The organism is Pseudomonas sp. DF11, assembly GCF_058148565.1.
The window spans coordinates 395,685-410,197 of the sequence record NZ_JBYVYN010000005.1 but is presented as its reverse complement, the minus strand read 5'-3'; the positions used below and the strand labels follow the sequence as shown (position 1 = coordinate 410,197).

Annotated in this window: 13 protein-coding genes; 3 read left to right on the top strand and 10 right to left on the bottom strand. The window is 60.0% G+C overall.

Translation table 11 applies throughout. The features are described from left to right. Positions 1-25: 25 nt before the first annotated feature. Both nagZ and AC30D9_RS17885 read right to left on the bottom strand, forming a co-directional pair. Positions 26-1,024, bottom strand: a complete 999-nt coding sequence (nagZ, locus tag AC30D9_RS17890; RefSeq protein ID WP_205419932.1) for a beta-N-acetylhexosaminidase — start codon at positions 1,022-1,024, stop codon at positions 26-28. A 174-nt stretch (positions 1,025-1,198) separates the two neighbouring features. Continuing rightward, positions 1,199-1,912 carry a TetR/AcrR family transcriptional regulator gene (locus tag AC30D9_RS17885; RefSeq protein ID WP_109751581.1) on the bottom strand — a complete coding sequence of 238 codons (714 nt, stop codon included), beginning with the start codon at positions 1,910-1,912 and terminating at the stop codon, positions 1,199-1,201. 241 nt (positions 1,913-2,153) lie between these two features. Here AC30D9_RS17885 and lexA point away from each other — a divergent pair, with 241 nt between their 5' ends. Both lexA and sulA read left to right on the top strand, forming a co-directional pair. Then, complete coding sequence (lexA, locus tag AC30D9_RS17880) at positions 2,154-2,762, top strand: transcriptional repressor LexA (RefSeq protein WP_003199651.1); 609 nt, start codon at positions 2,154-2,156, stop codon at positions 2,760-2,762. A gap of 10 nt (positions 2,763-2,772) precedes the next feature. Beyond that, positions 2,773-3,246 (top strand): SOS-induced cell division inhibitor SulA, encoded by a 474-nt coding sequence (gene sulA, locus AC30D9_RS17875; protein ID WP_134923511.1) that lies wholly within the window; start codon positions 2,773-2,775, stop codon positions 3,244-3,246. 70 nt (positions 3,247-3,316) lie between these two features. On the opposite strand, the gene AC30D9_RS17870 is transcribed toward sulA, so the two are convergent. From AC30D9_RS17870 to AC30D9_RS17840, 7 genes are all read right to left on the bottom strand, one after another. Further along, positions 3,317-3,550 carry a hypothetical protein gene (locus AC30D9_RS17870; RefSeq protein ID WP_003183419.1) on the bottom strand — a complete coding sequence of 78 codons (234 nt, stop codon included), beginning with the start codon at positions 3,548-3,550 and terminating at the stop codon, positions 3,317-3,319. Positions 3,551-3,656: 106 nt separating this feature from the next. Further along, positions 3,657-4,181: a DUF6586 family protein gene (locus AC30D9_RS17865; RefSeq protein WP_307571362.1), complete on the bottom strand. Its 525-nt coding sequence runs from the start codon at positions 4,179-4,181 to the stop codon at positions 3,657-3,659. Between the two features lie 140 nt (positions 4,182-4,321). Next, positions 4,322-6,934: a type I DNA topoisomerase gene (topA, locus tag AC30D9_RS17860; protein WP_134923509.1), complete on the bottom strand. Its 2,613-nt coding sequence runs from the start codon at positions 6,932-6,934 to the stop codon at positions 4,322-4,324. Positions 6,935-7,049: 115 nt separating this feature from the next. Then, positions 7,050-7,286 (bottom strand): DUF1653 domain-containing protein, encoded by a 237-nt coding sequence (locus AC30D9_RS17855; RefSeq protein WP_025212748.1) that lies wholly within the window; start codon positions 7,284-7,286, stop codon positions 7,050-7,052. 109 nt (positions 7,287-7,395) lie between these two features. Beyond that, a complete protein-coding gene (gene fadA / locus AC30D9_RS17850) occupies positions 7,396-8,571 on the bottom strand; it encodes an acetyl-CoA C-acyltransferase FadA (protein ID WP_024618393.1) in 1,176 nt (391 codons plus the stop codon). 30 nt (positions 8,572-8,601) lie between these two features. Beyond that, positions 8,602-10,749 (bottom strand): fatty acid oxidation complex subunit alpha FadB, encoded by a 2,148-nt coding sequence (gene fadB, locus AC30D9_RS17845; protein WP_490144497.1) that lies wholly within the window; start codon positions 10,747-10,749, stop codon positions 8,602-8,604. A 489-nt stretch (positions 10,750-11,238) separates the two neighbouring features. Further along, complete coding sequence (locus tag AC30D9_RS17840; protein ID WP_134923507.1) at positions 11,239-11,676, bottom strand: hypothetical protein; 438 nt, start codon at positions 11,674-11,676, stop codon at positions 11,239-11,241. Between the two features lie 101 nt (positions 11,677-11,777). Between AC30D9_RS17840 and AC30D9_RS17835 the strand changes: the two genes are divergently transcribed. Next, on the top strand, positions 11,778-12,221 hold the full coding sequence (locus AC30D9_RS17835; RefSeq protein ID WP_490144496.1) for a universal stress protein: 444 nt from the start codon (positions 11,778-11,780) through the stop codon (positions 12,219-12,221). Between the two features lie 164 nt (positions 12,222-12,385). Here the strand turns inward: AC30D9_RS17835 and AC30D9_RS17830 are convergent, their stop codons facing one another. Beyond that, the gene (locus tag AC30D9_RS17830) at positions 12,386-14,305 is read right to left on the bottom strand and encodes an ATP-binding cassette domain-containing protein (RefSeq protein ID WP_134923505.1); all 1,920 of its coding nucleotides are present in this window, start codon (positions 14,303-14,305) and stop codon (positions 12,386-12,388) included. Between the last annotated feature and the right edge of the window lie 208 nt (positions 14,306-14,513).

The window sequence follows — 14,513 nt, the reverse complement described above, 5'->3', positions numbered from 1 at the left end:
CACAGCGCTCCCCCATTGCTCAGCGCTAGTCGATCAGCTGGGCAGCTCTCAACGCGCCCAGTGCCGCCAGCCAACGCGGGTCCTGGCGGTATTCCGTGGAAGCGTAGGCCTGGCCGCGCATGCGGGCAATCCGCGCCGAAGGCTTGACCTTCAGGCGTTGGGCGGCGCTCAAGGCCAGCTCCGCGGCAGCGCGGTCATTGCATACCAGGCCCATGTCGCACCCCGCTGTCAACGCCGCCTCGATACGACTGGCAGCATCGCCGACCACATGAGCTCCGGCCATCGACAGGTCATCACTGAAGATCACACCCTCGAATTGCAACTCCCCGCGCAGGATGTCCTGCAACCAGCGACGGGAAAATCCGGCTGGATTGGCGTCAACCTGAGGATAAATGACATGGGCAGGCATGACCGCCGCGAGCTGCTTGCTCAGTTTGGCGAACGGCACCAGGTCGTTGGCGCGAATCTGCTCGAGACTGCGCTCATCATTGGGAATAGCCACGTGGGAATCAGCCTCGGCCCAGCCATGCCCTGGAAAATGCTTGCCGGTTGCGGCCATCCCGGCGGCGCTCATGCCACGGATGAAGGCACCGGCCAGCAACGCCGCGCGCTCGGGATCGCCTTCAAAAGAACGACTGCCGACAACGGCGCTGCGCTGGTAATCGAGGTCCAGCACCGGGGCAAAACTCAAGTCGAGACCGACCGCCAGCACTTCGGTGGCCATGATCCAGCCACACTGCTCGGCCAGATATTCGGCATTCGGGTTATCGGCTATCGCCCGCATCGCCGGTAGCCGCACAAACCCCTGGCGCAGGCGCTGCACGCGACCACCCTCCTGATCGACCGCCAGCAAAAGATCGGGACGGATGGCACGGATCGAGGCGCTCAATTCGCGCACCTGCCGTGGATGTTCAATGTTGCGCGCGAAAATAATCAGGCCACCCACTTCGGGCTGGCGCAACAGGTGGCGATCTTCGGCCGTCAGCCAGGTACCGGCGACGTCCACCATCAACGAGCCTTGCAGGCCAGCAGTCATAGCATTTCCTTAATAACGATGAACCCCACAGGCGCGACCATGCCGCCAGGCTGCGGGGCCGGCAGGCAACGATCGTGGAATAAAATACAAAGCAGGTTAGAAACGAGAGTCGGCATGGGCGGCTAGCTTAGCGGATGTAGGCAGCCGCGCCCACCCGTACACTCAAGCCTTGGCCAACACCGGGGCCGGGGCCGATTTGCTGCGAGGGCGTAATTGCGCGGCAGCCATGGCTTCATCGGTGACGCCACTTTCGGCACGCATGCCGGCCGCCAGGAACGGCACCATCAGGCGCATCACCTGCTCGATCGACGTGTTCACGCCAAAATCGGTTTCAGCGATGGCCCGCAATGCCTTGATACCGGACATGCTGAACGCCGCAGCACCGAGCATGAAGTGCACCCGCCAGAACAACTCGATCGGCGGAATGCGTGGCGCGGCCTCATTGACCAACAGCATGTAGCGGCGGAACACCTTGCCGTACATGTCTTCCAGGTAGCGCCGCAAGTGGCCCTGGCTCTGGCTGAATGCCAAGCCTAGCAAACGCATGAAAATGGAAAGATCGTTACCGCTGCGTGGCTGCACGGCAAGCGCTTGCTCAACCAGCATTTCCAGCAGTTCTTCCAGGGTCGGCTTGACGTCAGGCTTGGCCTGGCGCCGCTCCAGCTCACGATCGAGGCTGAGGCAGAAAGGCCCGAGGAAACGCGAGAAAACCGCTTGGATCAGGGCTTTTTTCGAACCGAAGTGATAGTTCACCGCCGCCAGGTTCACCCCGGCCTTGCTGGTGATCAGACGCAACGAGGTTTCAGCGAAACCTTTTTCCGCGAACAACTGCTCGGCAGCATCGAGAATGCGTTCAACGGTTTCCGACTGGGCCATGGTTACTCCGCCTGACAAACACTTGTTTGAAACATACGTTTCAGCCCATGGGTTGTCAAGCCTGCCGGGGCGTTTTGCGAACGCCCGGTCACGTATTTAACCACACCTTTTCACGGGTGGTAGCCATGTCGCGTCCAACAGCCCGACCGACCGTCCAGCGGCCTGTGAAAAAAGGAGGATTGCCAAGCGGCGTTCACTGTATATAATCCCAGTCACTGTATAAAAAGACAGAGCGATCAATATGCTAAAGCTGACGCCACGCCAAGCAGAGATTCTGGCCTTCATCAAACGCTGCCTCGAAGACAACGGCTACCCGCCGACGCGTGCGGAAATCGCCCAGGAACTGGGTTTCAAGTCGCCCAACGCGGCTGAAGAACACCTCAAGGCGCTGGCGCGCAAGGGTGCGATCGAAATGACCCCGGGCGCATCCCGTGGCATTCGCATCCCGGGCTTCGAAGCCAAGGCCGACGAAACCACCCTGCCGATCATTGGCCGGGTGGCGGCAGGCGCACCGATCCTTGCCCAGCAGCATGTCGAGGAATCCTGCAACATTAACCCTTCGTTCTTCCATCCTCGGGCCGATTACCTGCTTCGTGTACACGGCATGAGCATGAAGGACATCGGCATCTTCGACGGCGACCTCCTGGCCGTCCACACCACCCGCGAAGCCCGCAATGGCCAGATCGTGGTGGCGCGAATCGGCGACGAAGTGACCGTCAAGCGCTTCAAGCGCGACGGCAGCAAGGTCTGGCTCATCGCCGAGAACCCTGAGTTCGCGCCCATCGAAGTGAACCTGAAAGACCAGGATCTGGTCATCGAAGGCTTGAGTGTCGGCGTCATTCGCCGCTAAAGGAGGCTCTATGCAGTTCCCTCACACACCACAACACACACAACTTCCGCTGTTCGAGGCATTCATGGCTCAACCGCTGGTTCCAGTCCTGAAAGAGGTCATCGAGTCGCCGTGGAGCGTCGAGCCCGAGGCTTTCAGCGAACTGTCGTTACGTGGTGCGGCCGGAAACTGCCTGAACCTGTTGGCGCCGATTCTGCGGGAACTCAGCCAGGACCAGGACGCTCGCTGGTTGACGCTGATCGCGCCGCCGGCCAGCGTTACCCAAGCCTGGCTGCGGGATGCCGGCCTGAATCGCGAACGCATCCTGCTGTTGCAGCCGCGAGGCACCCAAAGCGCCCAACAGTTGACCTGCGAAGCATTGCGCCTGGGTCGTAGCCACACCGTGGTCAGTTGGCTCAATCCACTGACCACGACCGCACGGCAACAGTTGATCAGCGCCGCCCGTACCGGGGACGCACAAAGTCTGAATATTCGATTGGGCTAAGGCAAACGCGGGGCTTCTCCAAGACAGAGAAGCCGGCCAGTCACACTATTCAAAAAGCCGACAGACGGGATCAATGAAGAACCCGCGGCCCCTCTTCCTTGTTGAATTCGCCTTCGACCAGGCGACCTGCCATCTGGACGCCCACGCTCAACATCGCCTTGGCGACTTCGACGTGTTGGCCCTGGAGGAATACCTTGGCATCTTCGGAGAAGTTCAGGGTAACCAGAGACCCCTCGTCCTCAGCCCTGCGCAGCTCGATGCGGCCATCAGGAAGTTCGACAATTTCTAGAAAGGACGTTGGCATAAAAGTCTGTTCTCCACGAAAGGCGAGGATTATATAGTCATCGGCCAGGCTCCGCTCGGGATCTTGACCAAGCGTCATCAACGAACGTAACGGGCCGAGGGAAAACTCAGCACTCGTTCAACCCTTCACGAAAGCGTATCGCCAGGCTCTTGAGGTTCTGGCGCCAGCTCTCCAGCTCCTCCCGGCTCAACTCCTGCTCAGGTTCTTGCTCATCCAGATTGACCGCCACGATCAACGGCTGGGTCACGTCCCCCTTGGGCTTGCGCGGGGCCCGGGGCGGCTCGAACAACGCCGCATGGGCCGCCAACAGCTTCGCCAGCCATGTTTCCGGGTTGTGCGCCAGCTCGACCATTTCAGCCAATTCCGGAATAGCGATGGTTTCCAGCACCTCGCGGGTCAACAACAGCTCAGCCCGGGGAGCATTCGCTTGCGGCAGGCGATAGAAACCGGCGATTTCATGGCACAAACCCAACAGCGCACCGTACAGGTGAAACAGCGCGGATTCGCGTCCTGCCTGGAGCAACGCCGGGGAATTCATCGCACGCCCATCCTCGGCCCTGGCGAGCGCTTCGAGCGACAGACCGGCGAAATAGATTTTCTGATTGGTGCGGGTATAGAGTTCGTGGGCCATGGCGGCATCTCCCCAACGAAATGAAAGCTTCACGCAAGTGGGACAGTGTCGTGGATCAACCGAGGCCACTGCAAGCCAAAAACAAAAGGCCGCATGAAAACCTACGGGTTGTCATGCGGCCTTTTGCTCAGTTCACGCGATCAGCGCTTGTCTTCAACCGTCCATTTACCGCCGTCGTAGTAGGCTTTCCAGCCGGTCGGCTTGCCGTCGACTTCGGTCTGCACATATTGCTCCTTGGTCTTGCGGCTGTAGCGAATGACCGCTGGACGCCCTTCCGGATCCTTCTGCGGCGCATCACAAAGGAAATGGTACTTCGGATCGATCTCGTCCTTGTGCGGCACGATCTCCATCACCAACGGCGCACGGGTCTCACGGTTTTTCGGGAACTGGCTGGCCGCCAGGAACAGGCCGGAGGCACCGTCGCGCAGGATATAGGTGTCATTGACCTTCTCGCACTTGAGTTCAGGCATCTTCACCGGGTCCATCTTCGGCGGTGCCGCGTCACCGCTCTTGAGCAGCTTGCGGGTGTTCTTGCAGGTCGGATTGGTGCACCCGAAGAACTTGCCGAAGCGACCGGTCTTGAGCTGCATCTCACTGCCACACTTGTCGCATTCCAGGCTCGGACCTTCGTAGCCCTTGATGCGATAGGTGCCCTCTTCAATCTCGTAGCCGGCACAGTCCGGATTATTACCGCAGATGTGCAGCTTGCGCTTTTCATCCAGCAGGTAGGCATCCATCGCCGTGCTGCAGATCGGGCAGCGATGCTTGCCGCGCAGCACCAGGGATTCCGACTCGCCCTCATCGTCCGCGGCGATTTCGTCGCCCGGTACCAGGTTGACTGTCGCCTTGCAGCGCTCCTTGGGTGGCAGGCTGTAGCCCGAGCAACCGAGGAAGACACCAGTCGATGCCGTGCGGATCTGCATCGGGCGACCGCAGGTCAGGCACGGAATGTCGGTCATGACCGGCTGATTGGCCCGCATGCCATGGTCGGCGCTTTCAGCCACTTCGAGTTTTTTCTTGAAGTCGCCGTAGAATTCGTCGAGGACATTTTTCCAGTCCCGTTCGCCCTGGGCCACATCGTCAAGATTCTCTTCCATGCCGGCGGTGAAGCCGTAGTCCATCAGGTTCGAGAAGCTCTCGGACAAACGTTCGGTAACAATGTCGCCCATCTTTTCCGAATAGAAACGACGGTTGTGCAACGCCACGTAGCCACGATCCTGGATGGTGGAAATGATCGCCGCGTAGGTCGAAGGACGACCGATGCCGCGTTTTTCCATTTCCTTGACCAGGCTGGCTTCCGAATAACGGGCCGGTGGCTTGGTGAAGTGCTGGGTCGGATCAAGCTTGATCAGCTTCATCACGTCACCCTGGGCCATGTCCGGCAGGACGTCGTCGTCTCCAGGCTTGGTGATTTGCGGCATGACACGGGTGTAGCCATCGAACTTCAGGATACGGCCCTTGGCGCGCAGCTCGAAGTCGCCAGCACCGACGCTGACGGTAGTCGACAGGTATTGCGCCGGCAGCATCTGGCAAGCCAGGAATTGGCGCCAGATCAGCTCGTAGAGGCGCTCGGCGTCGCGCTCCATGCCCGACAGCTTGCTTGGCTCGGTATTGGCGTCGGACGGACGAATCGCTTCGTGAGCCTCCTGTGCGCCTTCCTTGCTGCTGTAGACGTTCGGCGTGTCCGGCAGGTATTTCTTGCCGAACTCGCTTTCTATATAAGTGCGCGCCATCGCCACGGCATCGGCCGAGAGGTTGGTCGAGTCGGTACGCATATAGGTGATGTAGCCGGCTTCGTACAGACGTTGGGCCATCATCATGGTTTTCTTCACGCCAAAGCCCAGGCGATTGCTCGCGGCCTGCTGCAGCGTGGAGGTGATGAACGGTGCCGACGGCTTGCTGCTGGTCGGCTTGTCTTCGCGCTTGACGATGCTGTAGCTGGAAGCCTTGAGCTTCTCCAGTGCAGCCATGGCCTGGGCTTCGTTGAGCGGCTTGAAGGCCTCACCCTTCTCGCGGGCCACCTCGAAACGCACGGTAGCCCCCTTGGCAGTGCCGAGGTCGGCGTGGACTTCCCAGTACTCTTCAGGGATGAACGCGCGGATCTCCCGCTCGCGCTCCACCACCAGCTTCACCGCGACCGATTGCACACGGCCGGCCGACAGCCCGCGGGCGATCTTGGCCCACAACAATGGCGAGACCATGTAGCCCACCACGCGATCGAGGAAGCGACGCGCCTGCTGGGCGTTAACTCGATCGATGTCCAGCTCGCCTGGCTGGGAGAAGGCTTCCTGGATGGCTTTCTTGGTGATTTCGTTGAACACCACGCGCTTGTAGCGGCTGTCATCCCCACCAATGGCTTCGCGCAGGTGCCAGGCAATGGCTTCCCCTTCGCGGTCCAAGTCCGTCGCGAGATAGATGGTGTCGGCATCTTTGGCGAGCCGGCGCAGCTCTTCGATGACCTTTTCCTTGCCTGGGAGGATCTCGTACTTGGCTTTCCAGCCGTGCTCCGGATCAACCCCCATGCGTGAGACCAGCTGCTTGCGCGCCTTGTCCTTGGGCGACAGCGCCGGCGCTTCACCGGCAGCAGCCTTGCCGCGTTTGGCGGCTGGCTCCTTGCTGGCGCTAGCCGAACCGCTGGTGGGCAGGTCTCGGATATGGCCGATACTCGACTTCACCACGTATTGGTTGCCCAGATACTTGTTGATGGTCTTGGCCTTAGCCGGGGATTCCACAATGACCAGCGATTTGCCCATGGATCAGAAAATTCCTGAATTCTAAAAAGTGAAAGGCGGTTGGCGCCTGACGCGGCACCGCTATATATAGTGGCTGCAAGGTGAGGTCAAGCGCAGGGTTGCCCGCATACCGGCCTCAAGGCTTGGAAAAAATGCTCTCCTCGGCCTGCACCAAAGCAAAGCGTGGCACCTGTTCGCCGTCAACCTCGACGGACTCCTGGAACATGCTCAAGGGACGTACCCAAAAGCCGTAATCGCCATACAGGGCTTGATAGAAGACCACTTCTTCCTCGGTCTCGGAATGCCGCGCGATGCTGAATACGCGGTACTGCGGACCTTTGTAATGTTGGTAGAGCCCAGGTTGTATCGGCATGCTTGGCACTCACTCAAATTTTTTCAAAATAAAAACAAAATCTTTTTCTTACCAAACCCGAAAAAACAAAAACCGGGGCACTTGGCCCCGGCTTCCATCGACGCAACGCTTAGACGCGTTCGAAGACAGTGGCGATGCCCTGGCCGAGGCCAATGCACATGGTGGACACCCCAAAGGTGCCACCGTTCTGCTTCATGACGTTGAGCAGCGTGCCGGAGATACGCGCACCGGAGCAACCGAACGGGTGACCCAGGGCGATCGCGCCGCCGTGCAGGTTAACCTTCTCGTTCATCTTGTCGAGCACTTTCAAATCTTTCAGCACGGGCAGGGCCTGTGCGGCGAAAGCTTCGTTGAGCTCGAAGAAGTCGATATCGGCAATACCCAGGCCTGCACGCTTCAAGGCTTTCTGCGTGGCCGGTACTGGACCATAGCCCATGATCGCCGGGTCAACACCCGCCACGGCCATCGAACGAATCACCGCCATCGGCTGGATACCCAGGTCCTGGGCACGCTGGGCCGACATCACGATCATGCACGAGGCACCGTCGGTGATCTGCGACGAGGTACCGGCCGTCACGGTGCCGCCCTTTGGATTGAATGCCGGCTTGAGGGCCGCCAGGCTTTCCAGGGTGGTTTCCGGACGAATGGTTTCGTCGTAGTCGAACAGTTTCAGGAAACCGTTCTCGTCATAGCCCTGCATCGGGATGATCTCATCCTTGAACTTGCCTTCCACGGTCGCCTTATGGGCGAGTTGGTGGGAGCGCACGCCAAAGGCGTCCTGCTGCTCGCGGGTGATGCCGTGCATCTTGCCAAGCATTTCCGCGGTCAGGCCCATCATGCCCGAGGCTTTTGCCGCGTACAGCGACATGTGCGGGTTCGGATCGACGCCGTGCATCATGCTCACGTGGCCCATGTGCTCGACCCCGCCGACGACGAACACATCACCGTTGCCGGTCATGATCGCCTGGGCGGCGGTGTGCAACGCGCTCATGGACGAACCGCACAGGCGGCTGACAGTCTGGCCCGCCGCGGTGTGAGGAATCTGGGTCATCAGCGAGGCCATGCGGGCGATGTTCCAGCCCTGCTCCAGGGTCTGGTTCACACAGCCCCAGATCACGTCTTCGACTTCGTTGGGGTCGACCTTGACGTTGCGCTCCAGCAGCTTGCTGATCAGGTGCGCCGACATGTCTTCGGCGCGGGTGTTGCGGTGCATGCCGCCCTTGGAGCGGCCCATCGGCGTACGACCGAAGTCGACAATCACGACGTCTCTAGGATTCAAGCTCATAAATGTTCTCTCGCTCTAGTCGTTGGGCGCTTAACCGAAGAAGCTTTGGCCGTTCTTGGCCATTTCACGCAGCTTCGCGGTCGGGTGGTACAGCGCGCCCAGATCAGCGTACTGGTCAGCCAGGGCAACGAACTCGGCCACACCGATCGAATCGATGTAGCGCAGCGCACCGCCACGGAATGGAGGGAAACCGATACCGTAGACCAGACCCATGTCGGCTTCGGCGGCGGTCTCGACAATGCCGTCTTCCAGGCAACGCACGGTTTCGAGGCACAGAGGGATCATCATCCAGTTGATGATGTCCTCGTCGGTGACTTCGCGCTGCTCGTAGACGATCGGCTTGAGCACTTCCAGCACCGACGAGTCGGCGACTTTCTTCTGCTTGCCGCGCTTGTCGGTCTCGTAGGCGTAGAAGCCCTTGCCGTTCTTCTGGCCCAGGCGCTTGGCCTCGTAGAGCACGTCGACGGCCGAACGACGGTCATCCTTCATGCGGTCCGGGAAGCCTTCAGCCATGACGTCGCGACCGTGGTGGCCGGTGTCGATGCCGACCACGTCCATCAGGTACGCCGGGCCCATCGGCCAGCCGAATTTTTCCATGATCTTGTCGATGCGCACGAAGTCCACACCGGCGCTGACCAGTTTGGCGAAACCGCCGAAATACGGGAACAGCACACGGTTGACCAGAAAGCCCGGGCAGTCGTTGACGACGATCGGGTTCTTGCCCATTTTCTTGGCGTAGGCGACGGTGGTGGCAATCGCATGTTCGCTGGACTTCTCACCCCGGATCACTTCCACCAGTGGCATCATGTGCACCGGGTTGAAGAAGTGCATGCCGACGAAGTTTTCCGGACGCTTGAGGGCCTTGGCCAGCAGCGAAATGGAAATGGTCGAGGTGTTCGAGGCGAGGATGGTGTCCTCCTTGACCTTGTCTTCGACTTCAGCCAGTACCGCTTGCTTGACCTTCGGGTTCTCGACAACGGCTTCGACCACCAGGTCGACGTGGCCGAAATCGCCGTAGGACAAGGTCGGACGAATGCCGTTCAGTACTTCGGCCATCTTCGCAGCGGTCATGCGACCTTTGTCGACACGGCCCACCAGTAGCTTGGCGGCTTCGGCCAGGCCCTGTTCGATCCCGTGCTCGTTGATGTCCTTCATCAGGATCGGCGTGCCCTTGGACGCCGACTGGTAGGCGATACCGCCGCCCATGATGCCGGCGCCGAGCACGGCAGCCTGCTTCACATCACTGGCGATTTCGTCGTAGGCCTTGGCCTTTTTCTTCAGTTCCTGGTCATTGAGGAACAGACCGATCAGGCTTTGCGCAGCCGAGGTCTTGGCCAGTTTGACGAAGCCGGCGGCCTCGACTTCCAGGGCCTTGTCACGACCGAAGCTCGCGGCTTTCTGGATGGTCTTGATCGCTTCGACCGGCGCCGGGTAGTTCGGGCCTGCCTGACCGGCCACGAAACCCTTGGCGGTTTCGAAGGCCATCATTTGTTCGATGGCGTTGAGCTTGAGCTTCTCCAGCTTCGGCTGACGCTTGGCCTTGTAGTCGAACTCGCCGCTGATAGCGCGCTTGACGGTTTCAAGGGCTGCTTCCTGGAGCTTGCCAGGTTCGACCACGGCATCCACGGCGCCGACTTTCAGCGCGTCTTCAGCACGATTTTCCTTGCCGGCGGCAATCCACTCGATGGCATTGTCGGCACCGATCAGGCGTGGCAGGCGCACGGTACCGCCGAAGCCCGGGTAGATGCCCAGCTTGACTTCCGGCAGGCCGATCTTGGCCGTGGTGGACATGACGCGGTAATCCGCCGCCAGGCACATTTCCAGGCCGCCACCCAGGGCAATGCCATTGATGGCCGCGACGGTCGGTACGTTGAGGTCTTCGAAGTCGCTGAAAATACGGTTGGCTTCGAGGTTGCCAGCGATCAGTTCGGCATCGGGCAGCTTGAAGTTATCGACGAATTCGGTGATGTCGGCGCCGACGATGAAGACGTCCTTGCCGCTGCTGACGATCACACCCTTGATCGAAGCATCTGCCTTGATAGTGTCCACGGCCTGACGCAATTCATTCAGGGTTAGACGGTTGAACTTGTTGACGGACTCACCCTTGAGATCGAACTTCAGTTCGACGATGCCACTTTCAAGAGCCTTAACCGTGATGGCTTTACCTTCGTAAATCATCAACTGATCTCCACGATATGGAAGCTGAACAGTACACGTTGAACGCTGGCTGCTGGTTCGGCATTGACGTCTCCGCCGATGCTACGCCAATCCGCCAGGCACACCCGTCAACGCGATAGTCGGGGTTCTGTAGGAGCATTCTGAAAATACAAACGCTCAATTCATACGCCCGTTTGATTTGGGTACGTCACCTTCACGGAATTTCCGACAATTGTCAATCGCCCTAAACAGGGGCCTGAACGCGACTTTACGGTCATTTCCGTACCATACGGATCCGCAACACGGCCCCGCATGAGCAGCTATTCATAGAATCAATAATTAGAAAAATCGCCCTAATTCCACACATAACGGATCCAACCGACTACGCTGTCGAGTGCGCGATTGAAAATTCAGGAATGAAGGGCGTTACGAACGCACGCCCTGGCACAAGCTTGATTACCGGCCTGCCTGGCCAACCCGCCCGATGAGACTGTCGGGCTTTTTTATGTCTCAGGCCAATGCCTTGAGCACATCGGCAATGACCAGCAACACACTGGCTTCGCCCTTCTCGCCCCAGTACAAGGCGATCATTTGTCGGTCGGCTTCGACCTTGTAGACGTTGGCCGGCAATTTTTCGAAATGATTGAGCAGAGATTCATCCAGGCAGACTTCCCGCCACTGATTGACCCAGACGCCCGGCGCAGTTTGCCAGTAGCTCCAACAGGCTGGCTGGCTGCCTCGTCGAGGCCGGTGGTACTGCGCGCAGGGGTTGGGCGGCTGCTGGCCGAGCCAGTGCGGCCACTCCTGCGGCGCCAGTTGCATGGCCAGGCCCAGGCGTCGCGCCTCCATGCGCAAGGCCATACGACCGCTCTGGACACGGGACGGCCGCAACCATGCAAGCGGACTTAACACCACCAACAGGATTGACAGCACTATCCAGACCGTCATATTCGTACTCCCAATTCTGATGAGCCCATTGACCCAGGTTGCCGTCAATGCGCTTGAAACCAGCCATACTTACCGTATCGCAATTCTCTGGAGTGCTTTCCATGTACGACTACACACACGTCCTGGTCGCCGTCGACCTCACGGAAGAATGCGATCCCGTCGTCAAGCGCGCCCTCGCCCTTTGCGCGGGCCGAGACACCCAACTGTCGCTGGTACACATCGTCGAGCCGATGGCCATGGCCTTTGGCGGTGATGTGCCAATGGACCTTTCCCAACTGCAGCAACAGCAATTCGATCAGGCCAAGGAGCGCCTCGACCGACTGATCGCGAAGTACCCCGACCTGAAAAAGGAAAACTGCCACCTGACCTACGGCCAACCGCGCCAGGAAATCCATCACCTGGCCAAGGAACAGGGCTGCGACCTGATCGTCGTCGGCAGCCACGGTCGCCACGGGCTGGCACTGTTGCTGGGCTCGACCGCCAACGACGTGCTGCATGGCGCGCCTTGCGATGTGCTGGCGGTGCACCTGGTCAAGCGCGCCTAAAACCTGTGTGGGAGCGGGCTTGCTCGCGAAAGCGTCATAACAGCCAATATCGAAGTCGACTGATACACCGCTTTCGCGAGCAAGCCCGCTCCCACAGGGATTGCGTTTTCAAATAGAAATCCCGGCGTTCATCTCTGGGCACCGGGATTCTTTACAGCAGTGGATCAAGCGTCCAGTTCAGCCCAACGCTCGACCAGCGCGTCCAGCTCGGCCTGCAATTGCTCCAAGTGCGCGATCACCTTGGCGGTTTCGGCGGCAGGTCGCTGGTAAAACCCGGTATCGGCCATTTCGGCTTCTACCGCTGCAATCTGCTGCTCCTTCGCGTCGATATCACCCGGCAAGGCTTCCAGTTCGCGTTGCAGCTTGTAGCTGAGCTTCTTCTTTGCCGGAGCCGGGGCCGCTGCGGCAGCAACCGGGGCTGGCTCGGCCTTGACCACAGCCGAATTCAAGTCGGCCTTGCCGGACTTGCTCTCGGTTACGCCCAGAAGACGTGGCGAGCCACCCTGGCGCAGCCAATCCTGATAACCACCCACGTATTCACGAACCAGGCCTTCGCCTTCGAACACCAGGGTACTGGTGACCACGTTGTCGAGGAATGCCCGGTCGTGACTGACCATCAGCACAGTGCCATTGAAGGTCAGCAGCACCTCTTCCAGCAACTCCAGGGTTTCCACGTCCAGGTCGTTGGTCGGTTCGTCGAGCACCAGCAGGTTCGCCGGTTTGCTGAACAACTTGGCCAGCAACAGACGGGCGCGCTCACCACCGGAGAGCGCCTTGACCGGCGTACGGGCACGCTGGGGGCTGAACAGGAAATCGCCGAGGTAGCTCAGCACGTGGCGGCTCTGGCCGTCGATATCGATGAAATCGCGACCTTCGGCCACGTTGTCGATCACGGTCTTCTCCAGGTCCAACTGATGGCGCAACTGGTCGAAGTAGGCGACGTCGATCTTCGTGCCCTCTTCCACCTTGCCGCTGGTCGGCACCAGCCCACCGAGCATCAGCTTGAGCAGGGTGGTCTTGCCGGTGCCGTTGGCGCCCAGCAGGCCGATACGGTCGCCACGCTGCAGGACCATGGAGAAGTCCTTGACCAGGAACGGACCGCCTGGATGGGCGAAGCTGACGTTTTCCAGCACCATCACCTGCTTGCCAGACTTGTCAGCCGTTTCCAGCTGGATGTTGGCCTTGCCAGTACGTTCGCGGCGTTCGCTGCGCTCCACGCGCAAGGCCTTGAGGGCCCGTACGCGGCCTTCGTTACGGGTGCGACGAGCCTTGATGCCCTGGCGAATCCAGACTTCTTCCTGGGCCAGGCGCTTGTCGAACAGCGCGTTGGCGGTCTCTTCCGCCGCCAGCACCGCTTCCTTGTGCACCAGGAAACTGGCGTAGTCGCCGTTCCAGTCGATCAGGCCGCCACGATCCAGTTCGAGGATACGGGTCGCCAGGTTTTGCAGGAAGGACCGGTCGTGGGTGATGAACAGCACCGCTCCCTGGAAGTCCTTCAAGGCCTCTTCAAGCCAGGCGATGGCGCCGATGTCCAGGTGGTTGGTCGGTTCGTCGAGCAGCAGCAGGTCCGGCTCGGAGACCAGGGCCTGGGCCAGCAGGACGCGGCGACGCCAACCGCCGGACAACTCGGCGAGGGTTTTGTCAGCCGGCAGTTGCAGGCGGCTCAGGGTGCTGTCGACCAGTTGCTGCAGACGCCAGCCATCGCGGGCTTCAAGGTCATGCTGCACGTGCATCAACTTGTCCAGGTCAGCGTCGGTGACGATGTTCTGGCTCAAGTGGTGATACTCGGCCAGCAGCGCACCGACACCGTCCAGGCCTTCGGCAACCACGTCGAACACGGTCCGCTCGTCGGCCACTGGCAATTCCTGGGGCAATTCGCCGATTTTCAGGCCTGGCGCGCGCCAGACCGAGCCGTCGTCGGGCTTCTGATCACCCTTGACCAGCTTCATCATGCTGGACTTGCCAGTGCCATTGCGGCCGATGATGCACACCCGCTCACCACGGGCGATCTGCCAGGACACCTTGTCCAACAACGGCATAGCGCCGAATGCAAGGGACACATCGCTGAATTTGAGCAGGGTCATGAGCTTCTCCAAAAACCGGGCGCGCATTCTACCTGAGATGAGGCCCCAAGAGTCCGCCAATTTCGCCACCGAAGCACTCTGCACAACAAATGTTGCGAACTTGCACCGACGGACCCGCAAAGCTTTCGCCGGCTGCTGGCAAAAGGCTAAGCTACAGGCAGTTACCCTGGGTTAACCCTTGGGCTTGTCATGTTTTTTCTGCCCGGAC

Bases quoted from the DNA above. Each gene is read 5' to 3' on its own strand.
- AC30D9_RS17885 (WP_109751581.1), bottom strand. From the start codon at position 1,912: ATGGCCCAGTCGGAAACCGTTGAACGCATTCTCGATGCTGCCGAGCAG.
- AC30D9_RS17855 (WP_025212748.1), bottom strand. From the start codon at position 7,286: ATGCCGATACAACCTGGGCTCTACCAACATTACAAAGGTCCGCAGTAC.
- AC30D9_RS17865 (WP_307571362.1), bottom strand. From the start codon at position 4,181: ATGGCCCACGAACTCTATACCCGCACCAATCAGAAAATCTATTTCGCC.
- fadB (WP_490144497.1), bottom strand. From the start codon at position 10,749: ATGATTTACGAAGGTAAAGCCATCACGGTTAAGGCTCTTGAAAGTGGC.
- AC30D9_RS17840 (WP_134923507.1), bottom strand. From the start codon at position 11,676: ATGACGGTCTGGATAGTGCTGTCAATCCTGTTGGTGGTGTTAAGTCCG.
- lexA (WP_003199651.1), top strand. From the start codon at position 2,154: ATGCTAAAGCTGACGCCACGCCAAGCAGAGATTCTGGCCTTCATCAAA.
- AC30D9_RS17835 (WP_490144496.1), top strand. From the start codon at position 11,778: ATGTACGACTACACACACGTCCTGGTCGCCGTCGACCTCACGGAAGAA.
- sulA (WP_134923511.1), top strand. From the start codon at position 2,773: ATGCAGTTCCCTCACACACCACAACACACACAACTTCCGCTGTTCGAG.
- fadA (WP_024618393.1), bottom strand. From the start codon at position 8,571: ATGAGCTTGAATCCTAGAGACGTCGTGATTGTCGACTTCGGTCGTACG.
- AC30D9_RS17830 (WP_134923505.1), bottom strand. From the start codon at position 14,305: ATGACCCTGCTCAAATTCAGCGATGTGTCCCTTGCATTCGGCGCTATG.
- topA (WP_134923509.1), bottom strand. From the start codon at position 6,934: ATGGGCAAATCGCTGGTCATTGTGGAATCCCCGGCTAAGGCCAAGACC.
- AC30D9_RS17870 (WP_003183419.1), bottom strand. From the start codon at position 3,550: ATGCCAACGTCCTTTCTAGAAATTGTCGAACTTCCTGATGGCCGCATC.